Genomic DNA, 19,642 nt, shown 5'->3' on the forward strand with positions numbered 1-19,642 from the left:
AAAAAATAACTAGTTTATTTAGCAAAAGTAATAATACCATAATTACATTAGTTAAAATGACCACTCTCCTACCACACGGTCATTTTCGCCTAGTGGCATTGCATCAAAACCATCATACATACTAACTATTTCATTTTCTGCAGAATCAATATCTGATACATTAATGTTTGTATCATTTTTCCGTTTTTTATTTCCTTTCGTTCTCTTTTTACTCTTTAAAACAATTGGAATATTGCTTTGAGGAATATTTTTAGCTTTTACGTTTCTAATATTATCATTTTCAATGCTTTTTATATTATAGTCATTTGATTTTTTCGTTACATTATTGCTTAATTTATTATCAGATGGTTTAGATTCATTATAAAAATCTTCTTTTAAAATCTCATCCTTTATTTTTATTTTATCTTTTTCTTCAATATACATATTTCTTTCCTTCACTTTGATATTTTGATGTTTAGCAAAATTTTTAACTCTATAAATATTGCCTTTGGTAATTTCAAGCATCTCTAAATCTATAAACACATTTATTGCTAATTTAATTTGCTCAACATCTCTATTAAACTCTACAGCTAGAGTTTCAATAGTATATGGAATATTCTTGGACAAGTATAAATCTCCCTCCAAATTAACCTTTCCAGCTAAAACTACAAGCCTAGTCCAAACATAATGAATAAGGTCCCTTTCAGGTTTTAAATCTATAATTTTAAATTTTGTATCATCAAACATATCAACCCTAAATTTAACGTATTTTCTTTCTTTCATATTCATCATTCTCCTTAAAATTTTATTATTTTTGAATTATTTTCATATAGGATATATGGTTAACATAAAGAATTTTCAAAATTTTTATAATAATTTTTTGACAAATCTAAATTATAATTAAATAAAAAATAGGTGGTCTAACTTTAACTAAAATTTAGACTACCTATTATTACATAAAAAATCACGATTTAATGTAAATACTTTTACTTGTCAATAAAATTGTTTTTTAATTCTTGATGTCTTGAAATAACAATATCAATTATACACTCATAAATTTTGATTGCATAATCAGGATTTAACCCATATTTTTGCGAGAGATCTTTTATTTTATTAAACTGTTCCATTTCACGCATACTATCTTTCGCGCTTAGTTTATTTTTCGCCTTAAATATACCAACCTTTTCTGTTGACTTGAATCTCTCTGATAATAGCATAATTATTTGACTATCTATTTCATCAATATGACCTCTTAATTCATTAAGTTCATTAGTTTCCATTTTAACCTCCTTGTATTATTTTAACTATATTAAACCTTCTTTATAATATTATTAGTGAATATGTATTCAAATTCTGTATAGTATATATTGTACTATAAATGAATTTATTGGAAAATGTGTATTTAATAAATATTGACCTTAGCACATATCAATACAAAAAATTAGGCACATGTGTCTCATAGCCTTATGAAATACATGCGCCTAATTTTGTTTTATAAATTATTTAAATACATCTTTGCTATCAACATTTCCTTGAAGTAAATTTGTATCTTTTAGCCATTTGATATTTTGATTCCAGTTTTCAGCATCTTGACTTAAGAATTTTCCGTTATCATTTTCCATAAGCGGAAGTAATATTTGTAAACTCTTTTTCTCTGTTTCTGGATCTAGTGGGAAGTTTTCATTTTGAGCCTTCAATACTAAATCTAGCGCTTTATCTGGATTGCTCTTAGTATATTCAAATCCTTTTTTAACAGCTCCTAAAAAAGCTTGTATAGTATCATTATTATTTTTTATTGCATCATCACTTGCAATGAATGATAATTCATAATTGTTTGGCATTCCATAATCTACAGGTGCAAAAGTATCTAATTGAATACCTTGTTTTTCTAAAAGTATTTTTTCATGATTAATATATCCACCTATTATTGCGTCAACTTTCTTTGATTCAATGCCGGGCATTAAATCATAACCTACATCAACAAACTCAACCTTTGACGGATCTCCTCCAGCTTGTTTGACCATGGTTTTAACTGTTTCCTTATCAATATCAAAGGATGGGTATCCAACCTTTTTTCCTTCTAAATCTTTTAGCGTTTTAACTTCTGCATCTTTACGAACCATAAGTTGATTTAACGAACTTCTAACTATTGCTCCAACTGATTTAACAGGAATATTTTCACCTCTAGCTAAAATAATTTGTTTAGGATAGCTTATTGCGAGGTCTGCTTTTTTAGCTGCTACTAATTTAATTCCATCATCTGTATCAGCAGGTGTGATTAAGTTAACTTTAAGTCCTGCTTCTTTAAAGTATCCTTGATCCTCTGCAGCATATAAGAATGAATGAACTGCATTCGGATACCAATCTAATAGAACATTAACTTCCTTTAATTCTTTAGTTGAGCTTTTGTCCTCTTTGGTAGTAGCGTTATTAGAACATCCACTAAAAACTGAACTAAGTATCATAACAAATGCTAAAATAATGCTAAATTTTTTTAATTTCATTATTATCCCCCTTTAAATTTCTTCTGTATTTTAATAAAATCTTTTCCAGCAAAAATCCTATTGAGAATAGGACTAATCCTAAAAATGATAGAACTAACACTCCTGCAAAAACTGAATCTGATTGCAGCATGCCTGATGCCCTTTTTACATATATACCGAGTCCACTCTCAGCACCTAGCCACTCTCCAATTGTAGCTCCTGCAATACTATATGTAGCAGCAATTTTAAAACTGCTTAAAAAATTAGGAAGTACAGAATTCATGTGAAGTTTAAAAAATATCTGAAGTTTATTTCCTCCTAAAGCTTTTAATACATCTTCTAAATCTTTGTCCACACCATTTAATCCGTCTAACGTACTTATAACGATTGGAAAAAAGCAAAATAATATTACTACAGCCACTTTAGACCAAATTGTATATCCAAACCACATAACCATAATTGGAGATAAAGCTATGGTTGGGATTGTTTGGGAAAATATTATAATTGGATATAAAGTTTTTCCTACATTTCTCCAAAGATATATAGAAAGTGCACATGATATCCCAACTATAACTGATATACTAAGACCTAGAATTGCCTCACCTAAAGTTACAATTGAATGTTTATACAATAATTCCTTTTGAGTCCATAGAGCCTTAAGAATTTCTGAAAATTTAGGTATGATATAATTTGGCACATTAAAAAATGGTATTAAAAATTCCCAAGCTAAAAGAATTAAAATTAAAAATGATAAAGGGAATACATAGTCTTTTAACTTTTTCATTAATTAGCATCCCCCTTATTTTCATCTAACTCATCAAGAATATTTAAAATGACTCTTTTTAGCTCAATAAATTCACTAGAGAGTGTGGTTTCATAATTCCTTGGCCTTTTTATATTAATCTCTATGGATTTTAAATTCCTATAAGGAAGCTCAGTGCAAATAAGTATTCTATCAGATAACAATAAAGCCTCATCAATATCATGAGTTATCATAAAGACAGTGTTTTTCTCTTTTTGACAAAGATCCAATAACCATGCCTGCATTTTTCTTCTTGTCAATGCATCTAAGGAAGAAAAAGGTTCATCTAATAAAAGTAATGATGGATTATTTACAATGGCTCTTAAAAATGATGCTCTCTGTCTCATACCTCCTGACAATTCATGTGGGAAGAATTTTTCAGTACCTTTAAGTCCAAAATTTTCAAAGTATTCTAATGCTTTTATTCTAGCGTTTTTTTTGCTATAACCATTTAATTCTAGACCAACACATGTATTATCAAGGATGTTTCTCCAAGGCATTAAAGAATCCCTTTGAGGCATATATCCAATTATATTTTTATTGCCTTCGTTATAGATATCAATTTTACCCTTTTGAGGTTCTAATAGCCCTAAGATTAGCCTAAAAAGCGTGCTTTTACCTGTACCACTTGGCGCAATAATTGTGACAAATTCATTTTTATCTATGCTAAATGACAAGTCATCAACTATGAGCTTATTTGCATCTTTATATTTAAACGATAAATTGTTAATTTCTAATGCATTCATCTGAATACCCAACCTTCTTCTCTATAGCTTCCATTTAAAAATAAGCATTAATTAATTTAAAAACATAAAAAACTCTTTTCAAACAGTACTAAGAATACCATGGAAAAGAGTTAATAATCTAATTAATAATAAATCTACATTATCATACAACTTCCCTTCGCTGGCATTATCCAGAGCAGGTTCAAAGGGTCTGAAAAATTCATCTCAGCCAAAATGGCTCCCCTAGTACTCGTCTAAATTTTATAACTTAAATTTAACAATGTCAATGATAAGTTGCAATTAAGCCATTAAATATTAGATATACTTATTATTTATTTGTCCTCGGAAAAATAGGCCACATCTTTTTTCCCCAATCATTTATAATAGCTAATGCCGGCAGTAAATCGCGGCATTCATCCGTTAAAGAGTATTCTACATGTGGTGGAATTTTATTATATTCTACTCTCTTTACAAGTCCATGTTCTTCTAATGCTTGCAAAGAACGTGTTAGCATGATATTAGTTATTCCCGGTATATTCCGTTTAAGCTCATTATATCTAATGTTTTTTGCAACTGATATTTCCCAAATGATAGGAAGCCTCCATTTACCACCAATTATTTCAAGAGCATGAAGAACAGGACATGCTTCTGAATAACTTATAGGCACTTTCTTTGGTTTATCTTTCATAAGTATAACTCCTACTTTAAGGCACAAAAATGTGCGTACTTGAAATATTGTTTCTTAATAAAATATAATAATAACATACCAGACAAAGGGTTAATTGTAAATAAAATAACGTAAATAGGAGCGTGAAATTTTAGATGAAATTATTTTCAGAATTTAATATTAAAGACGTGACAATAAAAAATCGTATATGTATTCCTCCAATGGTTATTGCATTAGCAAATGATGGATATGTAACTACAGAAAATGTAGAACGCTATAAAGAGTTAGCTAAAGGAGGACCAGGTCTTATAATACAGGAAGCTACATGTATTAGTCCTAATGGCAGATTATCAGAAAAACAAATTGGCATATGGAATGATGATCAAATTGAAGGTTTAAAAAGTATAGTTAATGTAGTTCACTCAGAAAACTGTAAAATATTTATTCAAATTCATCATGCAGGTGTTACTGGAATAGCTGAAAATCCACTATGTCCAAGTGCCTATGAATATAAAGGATTTAACAAAACTGTTATTGGACGAGAAATGACTAGGGATGATATAAAAAATGTGCAAAATGATTATATACAAGCTGCAAGAAGAGCTTATGAAGCTGGATATGATGGTATTGAACTTCACGGATGCCATGGGTACTTAATAAGCCAATTTCTAAATAAAAAAGTAAATAAAAGAACTGATGAATATGGTGAAACTCCTGAAAAATTTGTAATTGAAATTTTAGATGGTATAAGAAAAGTAACACCAAAGGAATTTGTTGTAGGCATCCGTTTAGGAGGATTTGAGCCAACAATTGATGATGGAGTACATTATGCTAAAATATTAGCTGAAAAAGGAATAGATTTTCTTGATGTTTCTTATGGATTTTTTAGTGAACAAGAAATAAATGTTAGTGAAGCTTACAAATACTCAAATGCAGTTTATGCAGCTGAAAAGATTAAGGAAGTAGTTTCTATTCCTGTTTTTGCAGTTAATGGAATTAACTCTGCTGAAATTGCAGAAGAAATATTAAACAACACTAATGTTGATCTTGCAGATATAGGTAAGGGAGTTCTTATAAATCCTAATTGGGCGAACTATGCAAGAGATGGTAAAGATACTGGTAAATGTTTGAATTGTGCAAAATGTATGTGGTTTGGTCAATCTGAAACTTGTCCAGGTAAAGTTTTATTTGATAGAAATAACGGATAAAAGAAGATAATAATAAAGCCTATATCTTTGAATTAATAGATAAGATATAGGCTTTCATATATTTATTAAACTATTTATTAAACTGCGTCAAAGAAACTCATTTGGTCACTTTCTGGAAGGCCCCTTAAACAATCAAATTTTCTGAGCAAGTCTATAGCTGCATTTCCAATCTTAGAACGCTTTCTTACATCCTCTACTGAGTTAAATGGCTTTTCTTTAGCAGCATTAGTTATTCCTTCAGCAGCAACTGTTCCCATTCCTGATATACTGTTTATAGATGGTCTTATGCCTTCTTCCTCTACTTGGAATTTTGTAGCATCAGATTTATATAAATCAATTGGCAGGAATTTAATACCTCTTTCATACATTTCTAAAACAATTTCTAAATCATCATACATATCCTTATCCTTTGGACCTGCATCATTTCCAAGAGCTTGAATTTCCTGCATTTTTGCTTTGACCTTTTCTTTACCAAAGATCATGCTTTCTGCATCAAAAGCTTTAGCTCTTATACTGAAATAAGTTGCATAGTAAGCTGTAGGTATATGAACCTTGAACCAGGCTATTCTAAAAGCCATCATTACATAAGCTGCAGCGTGGGCCTTAGGGAACATATATTTTATCTTTTTACAAGAATCTATATACCACTCTGGTACATCGTTCTCTCTCATTAACGCTTCATATTCTGGCCATTTAGGTTCTTTTAAGGCTTTTCCTTTACGAACTGTTTCCATTATCTTGAAGGCAGTATTAGGAGGAAGACCTTTTCTAATTAAATATACCATAATGTCATCTCTCGTACACACCGCATCACTTATACTGGTAATTACGCCATTATCAATTAAGTCCTTAGCATTTCCAAGCCATACGTCTGTACCATGAGAAAGACCTGATATACATAATAAATCAGAGAAAGTTTTTGGCTTTGTATCTACGAGCATTCCTCGAACGAATTTAGTACCAAACTCAGGAACACCAAAAGTTCCCACTTCTGAATTTATCTGTTGAGGAGTTACCCCTAATGCTTCTGTAGAAGAGAATAAAGACATAGTTGCCTTGTCATCCATAGGAATATCTTTTGGGTCAACCCCAGTTAGATCTTGAAGCATTCTGATAACAGTCGGATCATCGTGCCCTAGTATATCAAGCTTCAAAAGGTTCTGGTCAATTGAGTGATAATCAAAATGTGTTGTTATAATATCTGAATTTGGATCATCAGCAGGATGCTGCACAGGGCAGAATTCAAAGATTTCACGCCCTTTAGGTACAACGATTATACCTCCTGGATGCTGTCCTGTAGTTCGTTTAATACCTGTACATCCTATTGAAATTCTCATGGTTTCAGCTTTATTTATTGGAATATTTTTTTCTTCATAATACTTTTTAACATAACCAAAAGCTGTTTTTTCAGCTATAGTACCAATAGTACCAGCTTTAAAGGTTGTGCCCTTTCCAAAGATAACTTCAGTATACTTATGGGCTTTTGCTTGGTATTCTCCTGAGAAGTTTAAGTCTATATCCGGTTCCTTATCTCCATTAAAGCCTAAGAAGGTTTCAAATGGTATATCTATCCCATCCTTATATAAGTTTGATCCACAAACAGGACATTCTTTATCTGGTAAGTCAAAGCCATTTAAAACACCGTAATCAGTAAAATCAGAATATTTACATTTAGGGCATCTATAATGAGGTGGAAGTGCATTAACTTCTGTTATACCTGTCATGTTTGCAACGAAAGAGGAACCAACAGATCCTCTAGAACCAACTAAATATCCATCTTCATTTGATTTCCACACCAGCTTTTGAGCTATAATATACATTACTGAAAATCCATTTTTTATGATAGAATCCAGTTCTTTGTCGAGTCTCGCCTGAACTATTTCCGGAAGTGGATCTCCATACAGTTCATGAGCCTTTCCAAAAGCAATATCTTTTATTGTTTGTTCACAACCTTCGATATGAGGTGGACATTTTTCAGGAGAAATTGGACTGATCTGCTCACACATATCTGCGATTTTATTGGTATTTGTAACTACTACCTCATATGCCTTTGTTCTGCCCAAATAAGAGAATTCTTCAAGCATCTCTTCAGTTGTTCTTAAATATAATGGGGCTTGTAAATCTGCATCCTTAAAGCCCTGCCCTGCTTCTAATATACGTCTGTATATTTCATCTTCTGGATCTAGGAAATGAACATCTCCTGTCGCCACTACAGGTTTACCCAATTTATCTGCTAGAGCTATAATTTTTTGATTGATTTCTTTTAAGTATTCTTTACTTGACACCTGCTCCTGTCTTACTAAGTAGTCATTGTTACCTAAAGGCTGGATTTCTAAATAATCATAGAAATTTGCTATTTCTTCAATTTGCTCCTGAGGTTTTCCAAGAAGTATTGATTGAAATAGCTCACCTTCACTGCAGGCACTACCTATTATTAAGCCTTCAGAATATTTTTTAAACATGCTCTTTAATATACGAGGCTTTTTATAAAAATAATCTAAATGAGAATATGATACAAGTTTATATAAGTTCTTCAAGCCCACGTAATTTTTTGCAAGAATTATAGTGTGATAAGTTTTAACTTTTTTATATGCAACTTTTTGAGCTTCCTCATCAGCAGCATATATATCAATATCTTCGACAGTTTGTGCTCCTCTTTCCTTTAGTATTTCAAGCATTATGTTAAATACTTTGACAGTTGTATCAACATCATCTAAGGCTCTATGTGCAACGTCAACCTTTATGCCAAGATTTTTAGCAATTCTTCCCAATTTATAGGATTTATAATCTGGGAAGACATCCTGCGCGAGTCCTAAAGTATCTATATAAGTAAAATCAAAGTCATGGCCTAAAACTTTTGCATTATGTTTTAGGAAGCCAATATCGAATTCTGCATTATGAGCTACTAAAACACTGCCTTCAATAAATTGTAGCAGTTTAGGAAATACCTTATCTATAGTTTCTGCATCTCTTACCATATCATCAGTTATTTTAGTAACTTCTACAACTCTCATAGGAATTGACTTTTGAGGATTTACAAAAGTGCTGAATTTATCTATTATCTTTCCGTCTTCGATTTTCATTACTCCTATTTCAGTTATTTTTTCTGTTTCTGGTGAAAAGCCTGTAGTTTCTAAATCAAGAACACAATATGTTGTATTAATACTTTGGCCTTTAACATTTGTTACAGATGGCTTTTTATCAGGTGCTATGTAAGCTTCTACTCCATATATAACCTTCATGTCAGGGTTATCTCTTCCAAGAAGTTTATGTGCTTCAGGAAAGGACTGAACTACTCCATGGTCAGTTATAGCAATAGACTTCATTCCCCAGCTCATAGCTCTCTTAATTAAATCAGTTGCACTTGACATAGCATCCATTTGACTCATTTGTGTATGCATATGAAGTTCAACTCTCTTCACCTCTGCAGTATCCATTCTCTTAACTTTCTTTATGCCATTTGTTTCAATAACAGTATTAGCAATAAGTTCAACTTCATGAGAGAAATTACTATAGCCTGCATTTCCGGCAAGTCTAACACCTTTAGCTTTTTTAAGCTTAGAAAACACTTCGTCATATTCATTAGGCTTTGCGAATATTTTACAAGTCATTGAGTTTGACCCATCATATAAGTCAAAGGAAATTAACATTTTTCCACTTCTTAATTCCTTTGCTTCCAAATTAGATATTTCTCCCTCTAAAGCTATTCTGCCTTCATTTGGTGTTATGTCATTTATTTTAATTACAGGTTCCTTAATATTAGAATTTCTACCTAAAATCAAGAATGGATTACTTGATTTTTTACCATCACCTTCTGTTTTTACATCTGGTTTGCTTTCTTCAACCTTTTTAGGTTCTTCAAGCGGAGTATTGTTTTGAGCGGCTTTAATTTCCTTAAGAACCTTCATTTCGCTAGCACGTTTATCTTCTTCAATTTTTACCAATTCTTCATTATCAATTTGATCAATAAAATTAATATTATAATTCTTGTCATACAAGGTTTTTATGGCTTTATTAATTTTTTTATCATACTCCATAGTTTTTAAAAAACCTGATACTGGAATTTTAAAATTAAAGTTTATGCTGTTTCCAACTACTTCATATGAACTATTATTTACAGCTGCCTTTAATGCAGGATATTTGTTAGCCATAGATAATATAATGTTATTTAATTCTTCATGAATAGGCTTTATATTTACTTCCTCAGTGTATTTAACAGTGATTTTAGAATCATTTAAGTCAAATTTTTCTTTAACAAAGTTATTAAAGTTCTCTATTTCTATTATATCAATATAATTTTCAGAACTTATTTCCATTTCAAGAACTTTAGTTCTTTTACGCAAAGTTACGGATTCTATAATTGCAGTATTTATGTTTCCACCAGATTCATAATCACTAAAAGCTTCATTTATTCTTTTCATACTACTCATTAACCCTCTTTAAATAATTTTTAGTATGTTAATTTTTATTTATCATAACTATTTTTCATTTGTAAAAAACATTTATTAATCTATCTAGAAGTTTTTTTGCATTTAATTATCATTCCATAATCTAATGATATTGTCAAGGCAAAAGCATGTTTGCTATGCGCTCACCAGCAATATATGATTCAGGTAAATCACCTTCCCTGAAATTAGTATTTTCATAAAAATTAGTTTTAGTCATATCAGGATGAATAGTTGCTACTTTAACCACAGCTTTTCGAGTTTCTTCAAATAAACTCTCACTAAACTGGCTAAGACCTTAAATGCTCACTCCAAAGTAAATTAATAAATGAATACAAATATCATCTTAAAGTTCTTTTTTAGATTCTAATAGCAAGATTAAAAATTATATATATAATTATTATAGTGGATATATGGTAGTATTCTCAAGTATTAATAAAGAACCCTCATATGAGAGTTCTTGGAGTTATTTTACATTTGATTTTAAAATATTTAAAATCTCATCTCTTACTGTCATACCATGACGTGAAGTATAATCTTTCATTTGTTCTGGTTGAATTTTAATAAATACGCCTAAATCCTTTATTTGGATTATCAGATTTGGTTTTTCTTCTATTATTTCTACCGGATACTTTGATTTTTTATTTATTTCAGTTGTAATCTCTAGAGCTACCTGTCTAACTTCCTCAAAATTGTCCGCTTTACTGTTAATTTTGTTTATAATTTTATCTATCATTTTTCTCACCCTTTCATATAATTAATTATACAAAAGTTGGCATATTCCTTCTGGATTTTACAAATATATTAATATTAATCCGGGATAGTAAAATTACTCCAAACGGCAAAAAGAACTTCTGAATCGGTAATCTCAAATGAATGTATTCGAAAGGATGACACCTAGTTTTCGTTATCATAAATTAATTGTTTTGCCATTATCTTGTACCCTATTACATTCATCTATAATATTTTTATTCAATTTCTCCATATATAAAATACCAATCATTTTTCATATCAAACGTATCTTTAATAATTTTTAAATTTAAACTTCTCATCATTTCTAACAAACTTTTATATGTAAATGGTGTAAAATTTAAATCACTTTGATAAAGTGTCACTCTATTATCGCTACTAATTTCTTGAAAAATAATTTCAACTTTTGCTTCTTGCTCCATACCGTTTAATTTCCAGTGATATAAAGGAATATATTCTTTATCTGCATAAGATACCTTATCGTATACAGTATACGCCTTGTTCTCAGCAATTACCTTATCCCAATTACGGGTTTCAATAACTAGAGTTCCTTTAGGTTTTAATAAACTAGAAAGAGCCTTCAAGTTATTTTGTCTTGAAATAGCATCTGGCGAATGAACTATTGAGTTTCCTGTACATAAAACTATATCAAAGCTATTACTATATTTATTTGGTAAATCCATCCAGGCCTTTACCTCAGTCTCAAGCTTAATATTATGCTTTCTAGCAAAAGCAGTAGTTAAATTTATCATTTCACTACTAATATCTGTTGCAACTACATTATATCCATTTAAAGCTAGGGCAGTAGCTTGGACACCATTACCGCAAGCGGAATCTAAAATAGTCAAATCATATTTTTGATATGAATTTAATAATTTCCTATGATCTTTTACATAGTGCAATTCTTTTAATGCTTCTACAGACAGATCTCCATATAACGCATTATATAGCCAATTCATTTTATTGTAATCTGATGCAGAATCCAACTTTTATACCTCCTTGAACAAAATTAAAGTTACTTGTATATATTTCCTCAATTTTTACATAATATATATGAGTTGTTATTAAAAAATAAATATATCTTAAGAAAGGCAATGTTCATATGAAAAAAATAGCTATAGTATTTATTATTTTTTTATTACTATCAATTAGTTTAAATTCACCTATTATATTTGCTCAACCACAAACTAAATCACTTCCGCAAGGAATTTATATTGTAAAAGATGCTAATTTATTAGTAAATTCTTCTTATAATATTCATAACACATCTCCTAGCACAAAATCTGTTATTATGGTTTTAGATTCTAATAAAGCATTACAAGAATATATAATTTTAGAACCTAACTCATATCATTACAATTTAAAACCATTTCATTATGATGATACGGTTGTAATAGTTAGCAATTCGAACATTGATTTTACATAAATGTTGCGTCATCTTTAAAAACTTGTCATTTAATTCTTGCATTACTTATGTATATAATTTAAGAATTTTTTTGAATGTAAATTTTCAATGCCCTAATTAATAGGATAAGGGCATAAATTCCTATCCCCCATAATATTAATGCTGGAATTCCCAATATAATTAATGGAATTAAGGCAGCTATTATACTCATTATATACCTCCTGTTAAATAGTTACTACAATTCCAATTATACCACATATTGTTAAAAATGAAGTATTGAATTTTTATGAATTAATTTTATATTATCCCACAATTAATATTTCTCATGTTATGAAATTGGATATGCACATATTTTTTCTATGCCTTCAATTCTATAAACCAATAATTTTAAACTGATATCTTTGTTATAATAAATATAAAAATTAAATTTAATATACTTTCAATCCTGTATCTTCTTTCAAGCCTAACATTAAATTCATATTTTGAATAGCAGCACCACTTGCTCCCTTACCTAAGTTATCTAATCTTGATGTAATTAAAATTTTATTTTCGTTTCCTGATACAAAAATATCTAACCTGTTAGTATCATTATTGGCTTCAACATTTAGGTAACCATCTTCTAAGGAGTTTTCAATATCCTGTGGAATAACATTTATAAATTTTTCATCTTGATAATATTCTAATAGTATTTTGTGAATATCAAAAACTGTGTATTTATTACTTAAAAGACGAGAAAATAAAGGTATTGATACACTCATTCCTTTGTAATAATTTGATATCATAGGAGTAAAAGCTGGTTCAAAAGATAATCCTGTTATCTTTTGCATTTCTGGTAAATGTTTATGGTTTAAATCTAGTCTATATGGTTTTGGACTATTCATATTACTAAAATGGTTATCTTCGCACCACTTTATTAACTTTTTTCCACCACCGCTATAGCCAGAAATAGAATAGGCTATAATAGGATAATCTTTTGGAACTATCCCTTGGCCAACTAATGGATATAGAAGAGCTATAAAACCAGTTGCGTGACAGCCAGGTACAGTAACCCTCTTTGAATTTTTTATTTTATCTCGTTGCTTGTTATTTAATTCTGGTAATCCATAAGTCCAATCTATATTAGTTCTATGGGCTGTACTAGCATCAATAATACGAGTTTCTTTATTATTAATAAGTGAAATTGATTCTTTAGCAGCAGCATCTGGGAGACATAAGAATACAATATCAGCTTCATTTAATAAAGCTTGTCTTGCCTCAATGTCCTTTCTGTACTTAGATTCAATAGATAAAATTTCAATATCTTCTCTTTTGCATAGATATTCATGTATTTTCAAACCAGTTGTTCCTTCACTTCCGTCTACAAAAACTTTATACTTCATATAATAGCCTCACTTTAACATTTAATTATAAATAATTATACATATAATTGTATAATTATTCAATAGCGGTTTTTCTAAAATTGGAATATTTTAAATGGAATTTAATCTCACGTTTTGCACTAATAAAAAAAGTTGCATGGAAAACCATACAACAATAAATCACTCTAAGCTTTTGCAGTATTCACTTTTAGTCTATTTTACTTCAATTATTTTAAATTTTCTTTATATGCAACTTTATCTAGGAAAATATTTTATTCAATACCTTCATCTATATGGTAACACAATCGAAATTATAAGTCTAGTAAATTATTGAAATAATAGTAAAATATTAATTAACTCGCGAGGATGCATTATTTTATGATTTAAATATTACTTTTCACAAAGTAGTATTAAAGTTAAAATAAGTCCCTATACTAGTTCAAGGATTCATTTAACTTGAGAATTTAGGAGGCATATAATGAACGAAATCATTTCTGTAAAGGATGTTAGCAAGATCTATGAATTTTAAAAAAAGGAACCGGGTTTAATTGGGAGCATTAAAAACTTGCTAGCAAGAAAATATGAAAAAAAAATTGCAGTAGATAACATAAGCTTTTCCATTAATGAAGGAGATTTTATTGGCTTTATCGGACCTAATGGAGCTGGAAAGACTACTACCATAAAGATGTTGTCTGGTATAATACATCCCTCTAGTGGAGATATAAGAGTTATGGGCTTTACTCCACAAAAATTACAAAATACATTTAAAAAACGATTCGCTATTATAATGGGGCAGAAAAATCAGCTTTGGTGGGACATTCCAGCTCTGGATTCATTCCACTTATTAAAAGAAATATACGAAATTCCTTATGTGGATTTTAAAAATATATTAAATGAATTAACTGAAATATTAGATGTTAAACATTTATTAAATATTCCTCTACGTAATTTATCTCTTGGAGAAAGGATGAAAATGGAGATAACAGGTTCTTTGCTTCATAATCCTAAAGTTTTATTTTTAGATGAACCTACAATCGGACTTGATGTATCATCACGACATAGAATACGGGAATTCCTTAAGTATGTTAATAAAGAAAAGAAAATAACTATAATATTAACTAGTCATTACCTTGATGATATTGAAGAATTATGTAATAGAATTATAGCAATCAGCAAAGGAAAAGTATTTTATGATGGTTCTTTAAATGCATTCCCTTCTTATGCGCTAGATTATAAACATGTTTCGCTTACTTTTGATAATAAAAGAGCATTTGATCTATTAGAGAGGTATGGAACCTTCATAAATAAAACAGAGACTAGTGCAAAACTTTTGATTAATAAGAATAAGTTAAAGGATTTTGGCAGGGAAGTGTTTTCAACCAATATTATTTTTGATATTAACATAGAAGAAGTTCCTTTAGATGATGCATTTGTAAATTTTTTTAATAATGAAAGGATTTAGATATGGATAAGTACATTGAAGTAATGAAGATAAATATTCAAATTTCATTTGCTTATAAGTGGAATTTAATATTATCATCACTAATGGATGTTTTCCGTGTTGTAGCTGAAATAGTGTTTTGGAAGATATTGTTTGATTCAACATCAAATAATTTAATTAATGACTATGATCTTAATTCAATAATAACCTATTATATTTTTATGTTTATCATAGGTACTGTAATGAATGTTAGCAATATAGGAAATAAAATTGCAAATGATATTAAAGATGGAACTTTAAATAACCTCATAACTAGACCTATTAATTATATAGGATATTATTTCTCAGAAACTATCTCTCATAAATTTGTTCAATCTTTAATTGCTTCAATCACCTTTATTCCTATGTTTATTGCACAAGTTTCAAATCTAAGCTTCGGTATAAGTTTTGAACAACTTTTATTCTTCCCTTTAATACTACTGTTAGCTTTACTACTAAACTTTTTTATAAATATTATTATTAGTTTACTAGTTTTTTGGGTTATTGAAGTTACTTCATTCTTTTTCCTTAAAGATATTTTGCTAGACTTCTTATCTGGGCGAGCATTCCCTATTGATTTATTACCAAAGTCTATACTCAATGTATTCGGAATGTTACCATTTATGTATTGTACCTACTTCCCTATCACTATATTAACCAAAGAAATTACAAATGAAGCGTTCTTTAAAGGACTTTTGGTACAAATTATTTGGACCGCATTTTTATATATCGCGATTAAAGTTCTTTGGAGACTCGGAATTAAAAAATATTCTGGAACTGGAGCTTAGATGCTATCAATAAAATAGTAGACTCATATCTTCGCAAATTATTTTCTTTCACTTGCATCATTGAATAAATTTAAATATTAGGGAGTTTTCGTATGAGATATATTAGATTATATGGAGAGTTTTTTAAACAAAGTTTTATAAAATTAATGGCATATAGAGTTAACTTTTTCCTTATTTTAATTACTAACTCAACTTACTTTGCCGTGCAGCTTATATTACTTCAAGTGATTTTTGCCAATGTTAATTCTTTGGCAGGTTGGACAAAATGTGAAATGATCTTTTATATAGGAACCTTTAATTTAATTGATTCTTTGTGGATTTTTGGACCATATTTCAATCTGCTTAGTTTTACAGAACAAATCAGAAGTGGAATGTTGGACTATTACATTACTAAGCCAGTAAATTCTCAATTTCTCGTAAGCTTAAGAAATGTGGAAATTGGTTCTTTAGTTAGTGCGTTAGCAGGTATAGCTATAATCGGGTATGCTTTAATTGAAGGAAATATAAAACTTACTTCCTGGAGAGTAATTTTATATATTATTGCTATTATTCATGCACTATTAGTTGAATATGGGATTTACTTTATAATGACTTGTCTATCATTTTGGACAGTTAAAACTGATTTTATAGAGAATATACATGGCATAATGTGTTATTTCTCAAATAGACCTATAGATATTTATAAAGGGGTTATTAGATTTATACTTACCTATATATTGCCATATGGATTTGCTATGACAGTTGCATCCAAGGCCGCTGTAAAAAGCATGGACGCCAGCGTATATATATCTTTTATTTTATTGAGTTGGTGCTTTTTTGGTGGGTCAATACTATTTTGGAAATTTGCATTAAGAAGGTATAACTCTGCAAGTTCATAAGTGTGTAATTAATTATAATATTAATACATTAAAAATGGGACTTACATCGTTAAAGTAAGTCCCATTTTATAGATATATTCAAACAATAGTTCTTAAATTTAAACTGGCAGATAAATTGAGAATAAGTGTTACTAAAATATTATAAAATAAGGTGAATTAAGAGTTTTATTTATGGAATAACTTAATTCCTAATGCAAGTATTCCTGAAGTAATAAGAGGGCCTACAGGAACACCACCTAAAAATGACGCAGCAATCACTGCCCCTAATATCAAAGCGGGCATAACATCTCCGTGACCTTGAACTGTAAGATATTGTAGTCCAAGTCCACTTAAGTAAGTAGTAAACAGGGAAATTAATAATGCTGCTATGCCAATCCATGAGGAAAAAACATTTTTTATATTTATAGATGTAATTTGGCCACTCGCAATAGGAATTAAAATAGATGCAATAAGTATTACTAATCCAAAAAACATTCCATAGCTATCGATTACTGGGAAAAGATATTTGTCCAAATTTATAAGCTTAATAAGTAAAAGAACACAAGTTGCAATTGCAACTGAATTAGCTTTACCAAGAATTGATAATGCTAGTATTGTAATTAATATAATATTAGAATCCAACTAAAATCATCCCTTAAACCAAATTCTATTTAGTAAAATTCTATTCTAAAACTTATTATATAATTACTTATACTTAATTAATATCAGTAATTTTATATTTAATTCTATTTTTTATGCATAAAAAATAGGTAAAGATACTGCATATAATTTGTATATTTCAAATAGAGAACTTGTATTCAAAACGTTCATTGAAATTACCATCAAAACAGTAATATACTGTATTAAATTTTTTTGAATATACCATCGAAAAGGCTGTAACCCACTCACCATTGCGTTGACTTGCAGAGTCAAGTATGTTAAATGCTGTTTCAACATTTAATTCCTTTGTATTTTCCAATTCACCTGAAACTGTTTTAAATCGAGCACAATCACATTCAACTTTTTCATAGAAATAATCCCATAAAGAAAAATTCGTCATAACAAAAAATTGTGAGGAGTTTGCAGTATTGTTTATATTACCACGACCTGGCTCTATCACCCATACATTTGCATCAGAATCACAGATCATATTATGACAACTCCAATCTGGTGTGTTAACAACTTCAACATTGTTCAAATATTCATTCAAATTCTCAGGAAGAATAACACCATTTAGAATATCCAAAATAAGCTTAGTAGTATGAGTTATTTTTTTGCTTGGTCTTCTGTATAAGCCTTTACCATTTGAATTTACAACAAGATTATTGAAAAACCTCCCACAACTATCTATTCCAAATGATGGATGCTTCCCTCGCCCTCCATCAACTAATACAGTAAACCAATTGGATTTTTTAGTATCAATAGTATATTTCATTCCATTGTTATCAAAATTCATTCCAATAATTGTATCGTTTCCTCTGTGAATAAAGCTAGTGCACATAAAATCCCCCCCATATGTAAATTTTCCTTCGAAAAAATATTACTATTTTTTATATCATATATTATAAAAATTGAATTACTAACAAAGCGAGTATTATAAGTAATTTTTCTATAACATTTTTATTTTTATAATTTGATTTCCAATATATAATTATTTATTTAATTCAGCTGCTTTCTTATTCAATTCATCTATTGTAAGATGGGATGGATCAATTGATTTTAGATATTCGTCAATTTTATTAGTATCTAAATCTCCTTGCATAATTTTAAAGTACTCATTATTAATATTTATCGGATCATCGAAGGTTATGTTTATTACTTCTTTGTCATTAATGTAAAATATAGCCTTCAGTGCCCAGCCTATCATTTCGGGATTTTTAGTTTTCTTAATAGTATAATCATTTAAATATCCAATAAATTCATTAAGCTTTTGTCTATCTTCAACTACTATAGGCTTATTAAGCCCACCTCTTCCATCATAAAAAACAATTTTCGTTATATCATTTAACTTAATACCAGTCACTTCACCTATGGTTGTAGCATTTGAGTTAACATTTGATAAACTATTCTGCATTGAGATGTCTTGTTCTGAATTATGAGTGGCATTTTGAATCCAAGCTCCATTAGAATCTAATTCATAACCATTAATAATAGTACTTTTAGCCATAACACCACTATTATATAGGTAATACCACTTGTCATTATATTGTATCCATCCTGTTTTCATGTATCCATTGCTATCAAAATAATACCATTGTCCATTAATATTCTTCCATCCTACTGACCATGAATTTCCTTCCGAATTCCACCAGCCATTAGAATCTTCTTTCCACTCTGCACTTGCAGTTATTGGATTTATTGATAAAATACTTGCTGCTATTACTCCAATAGCAATTGTCCTTTTAAGATTTTGTCTTTTCATTTTAGTCTCCTCATTTCCATTATTTTTATGTTGTATAAAATATTGCTCCTTATACACTTATAAAATTAACTTATACAATTGCAACGCTCATCTGTTACATAAATAATTTTTACTTTAAATAAGTTCCAGTATTTATAAATTATAGCATAAAGTGTGATGATAACATTATCAAAAATTAAAATATTTTTTCCGTACCAAAGTTACTATATTTCTATAAAAATAGAAATACCGCAAATTCATTTTTTGAATAATGCGGCATTGAAATATTGAAAT

At 29.3% G+C, this 19,642-nt stretch carries 20 protein-coding genes and 1 riboswitch; of the genes, 5 read left to right on the plus strand and 15 right to left on the minus strand.

Features of this window, described 5'->3' with window-relative positions:
• Window positions 1–51: 51 nt before the first annotated feature.
• From COL3_RS10235 to COL3_RS10260, 6 genes are all read right to left on the minus strand, one after another.
• The gene (locus COL3_RS10235) at window positions 52–762 is read right to left on the minus strand and encodes a phage replisome organizer N-terminal domain-containing protein (protein WP_008424500.1); all 711 of its coding nucleotides are present in this window, start codon (window positions 760–762) and stop codon (window positions 52–54) included.
• 203 nt (window positions 763–965) lie between these two features.
• Window positions 966–1,259 carry a chorismate mutase gene (locus COL3_RS10240; protein WP_008424502.1) on the minus strand — a complete coding sequence of 98 codons (294 nt, stop codon included), beginning with the start codon at window positions 1,257–1,259 and terminating at the stop codon, window positions 966–968.
• Between the two features lie 219 nt (window positions 1,260–1,478).
• On the minus strand, window positions 1,479–2,483 hold the full coding sequence (locus tag COL3_RS10245) for an ABC transporter substrate-binding protein (protein WP_008424503.1): 1,005 nt from the start codon (window positions 2,481–2,483) through the stop codon (window positions 1,479–1,481).
• Window positions 2,464–3,246 (minus strand): ABC transporter permease, encoded by a 783-nt coding sequence (locus COL3_RS10250; protein WP_008424506.1) that lies wholly within the window; start codon window positions 3,244–3,246, stop codon window positions 2,464–2,466. The genes COL3_RS10245 and COL3_RS10250 overlap by 20 nt, the downstream gene beginning before the upstream one ends.
• Complete coding sequence (locus tag COL3_RS10255; RefSeq protein WP_008424508.1) at window positions 3,246–4,010, minus strand: ABC transporter ATP-binding protein; 765 nt, start codon at window positions 4,008–4,010, stop codon at window positions 3,246–3,248. The genes COL3_RS10250 and COL3_RS10255 overlap by 1 nt, the downstream gene beginning before the upstream one ends.
• A 135-nt stretch (window positions 4,011–4,145) precedes the next feature.
• Window positions 4,146–4,244, minus strand: a riboswitch (TPP riboswitch).
• A gap of 73 nt (window positions 4,245–4,317) precedes the next feature.
• Window positions 4,318–4,677, minus strand: a complete 360-nt coding sequence (locus COL3_RS10260; protein ID WP_008424511.1) for a helix-turn-helix domain-containing protein — start codon at window positions 4,675–4,677, stop codon at window positions 4,318–4,320.
• Between the two features lie 134 nt (window positions 4,678–4,811).
• Here COL3_RS10260 and COL3_RS10265 point away from each other — a divergent pair, with 134 nt between their 5' ends.
• Entirely contained in the window at window positions 4,812–5,864 is a 1,053-nt protein-coding gene (locus COL3_RS10265; RefSeq protein ID WP_008424513.1) for an NADH:flavin oxidoreductase, read from the plus strand.
• Between the two features lie 77 nt (window positions 5,865–5,941).
• Here the strand turns inward: COL3_RS10265 and polC are convergent, their stop codons facing one another.
• The 4 genes from polC to COL3_RS10285 all read right to left on the minus strand — a co-directional run bounded on the left by polC (window position 5,942) and on the right by COL3_RS10285 (window position 12,045).
• Entirely contained in the window at window positions 5,942–10,285 is a 4,344-nt protein-coding gene (gene polC / locus COL3_RS10270; RefSeq protein WP_035283523.1) for a DNA polymerase III subunit alpha, read from the minus strand.
• 142 nt (window positions 10,286–10,427) lie between these two features.
• A complete protein-coding gene (locus COL3_RS29545; protein WP_278286653.1) occupies window positions 10,428–10,559 on the minus strand; it encodes a hypothetical protein in 132 nt (43 codons plus the stop codon).
• Window positions 10,560–10,775: 216 nt separating this feature from the next.
• A complete protein-coding gene (locus COL3_RS10280) occupies window positions 10,776–11,045 on the minus strand; it encodes a hypothetical protein (RefSeq protein WP_008424517.1) in 270 nt (89 codons plus the stop codon).
• Between the two features lie 232 nt (window positions 11,046–11,277).
• Window positions 11,278–12,045 (minus strand): class I SAM-dependent methyltransferase, encoded by a 768-nt coding sequence (locus COL3_RS10285; RefSeq protein WP_008424520.1) that lies wholly within the window; start codon window positions 12,043–12,045, stop codon window positions 11,278–11,280.
• A gap of 116 nt (window positions 12,046–12,161) precedes the next feature.
• Between COL3_RS10285 and COL3_RS10290 the strand changes: the two genes are divergently transcribed.
• A complete protein-coding gene (locus COL3_RS10290; protein WP_008424521.1) occupies window positions 12,162–12,485 on the plus strand; it encodes a hypothetical protein in 324 nt (107 codons plus the stop codon).
• Window positions 12,486–12,543: 58 nt separating this feature from the next.
• Here the strand turns inward: COL3_RS10290 and COL3_RS29550 are convergent, their stop codons facing one another.
• Window positions 12,544–12,675, minus strand: a complete 132-nt coding sequence (locus COL3_RS29550) for a hypothetical protein (RefSeq protein ID WP_008424524.1) — start codon at window positions 12,673–12,675, stop codon at window positions 12,544–12,546.
• Window positions 12,676–12,892: 217 nt separating this feature from the next.
• The gene (argC, locus tag COL3_RS10295) at window positions 12,893–13,843 is read right to left on the minus strand and encodes an N-acetyl-gamma-glutamyl-phosphate reductase (RefSeq protein WP_008424526.1); all 951 of its coding nucleotides are present in this window, start codon (window positions 13,841–13,843) and stop codon (window positions 12,893–12,895) included.
• 544 nt (window positions 13,844–14,387) lie between these two features.
• On the opposite strand from argC, the gene COL3_RS10300 reads away from it, so the two are divergent.
• The 3 genes from COL3_RS10300 to COL3_RS10310 all read left to right on the plus strand — a co-directional run bounded on the left by COL3_RS10300 (window position 14,388) and on the right by COL3_RS10310 (window position 16,968).
• Window positions 14,388–15,284 carry an ATP-binding cassette domain-containing protein gene (locus COL3_RS10300; RefSeq protein WP_008424527.1) on the plus strand — a complete coding sequence of 299 codons (897 nt, stop codon included), beginning with the start codon at window positions 14,388–14,390 and terminating at the stop codon, window positions 15,282–15,284.
• A gap of 2 nt (window positions 15,285–15,286) precedes the next feature.
• On the plus strand, window positions 15,287–16,090 hold the full coding sequence (locus COL3_RS10305; protein WP_008424530.1) for an ABC-2 family transporter protein: 804 nt from the start codon (window positions 15,287–15,289) through the stop codon (window positions 16,088–16,090).
• Window positions 16,091–16,182: 92 nt separating this feature from the next.
• The gene (locus COL3_RS10310; protein ID WP_008424532.1) at window positions 16,183–16,968 is read left to right on the plus strand and encodes an ABC-2 family transporter protein; all 786 of its coding nucleotides are present in this window, start codon (window positions 16,183–16,185) and stop codon (window positions 16,966–16,968) included.
• Between the two features lie 165 nt (window positions 16,969–17,133).
• Here COL3_RS10310 and COL3_RS10315 read toward each other — a convergent pair whose 3' ends face one another.
• The 3 genes from COL3_RS10315 to COL3_RS10325 form a co-directional block, all read right to left on the minus strand.
• A complete protein-coding gene (locus COL3_RS10315) occupies window positions 17,134–17,589 on the minus strand; it encodes a DUF441 domain-containing protein (protein ID WP_008424534.1) in 456 nt (151 codons plus the stop codon).
• Between the two features lie 157 nt (window positions 17,590–17,746).
• Window positions 17,747–18,448: a hypothetical protein gene (locus COL3_RS10320; RefSeq protein WP_008424536.1), complete on the minus strand. Its 702-nt coding sequence runs from the start codon at window positions 18,446–18,448 to the stop codon at window positions 17,747–17,749.
• A 150-nt stretch (window positions 18,449–18,598) separates the two neighbouring features.
• Window positions 18,599–19,369, minus strand: coding sequence for a cell wall-binding protein (locus COL3_RS10325; RefSeq protein ID WP_008424538.1), 771 nt, complete (start codon window positions 19,367–19,369; stop codon window positions 18,599–18,601).
• Between the last annotated feature and the right edge of the window lie 273 nt (window positions 19,370–19,642).

It is taken from the genome of Clostridium sp. LS (genome assembly GCF_002760435.1).
Taxonomy (GTDB): Bacteria; Bacillota; Clostridia; order Clostridiales; family Clostridiaceae; genus Clostridium.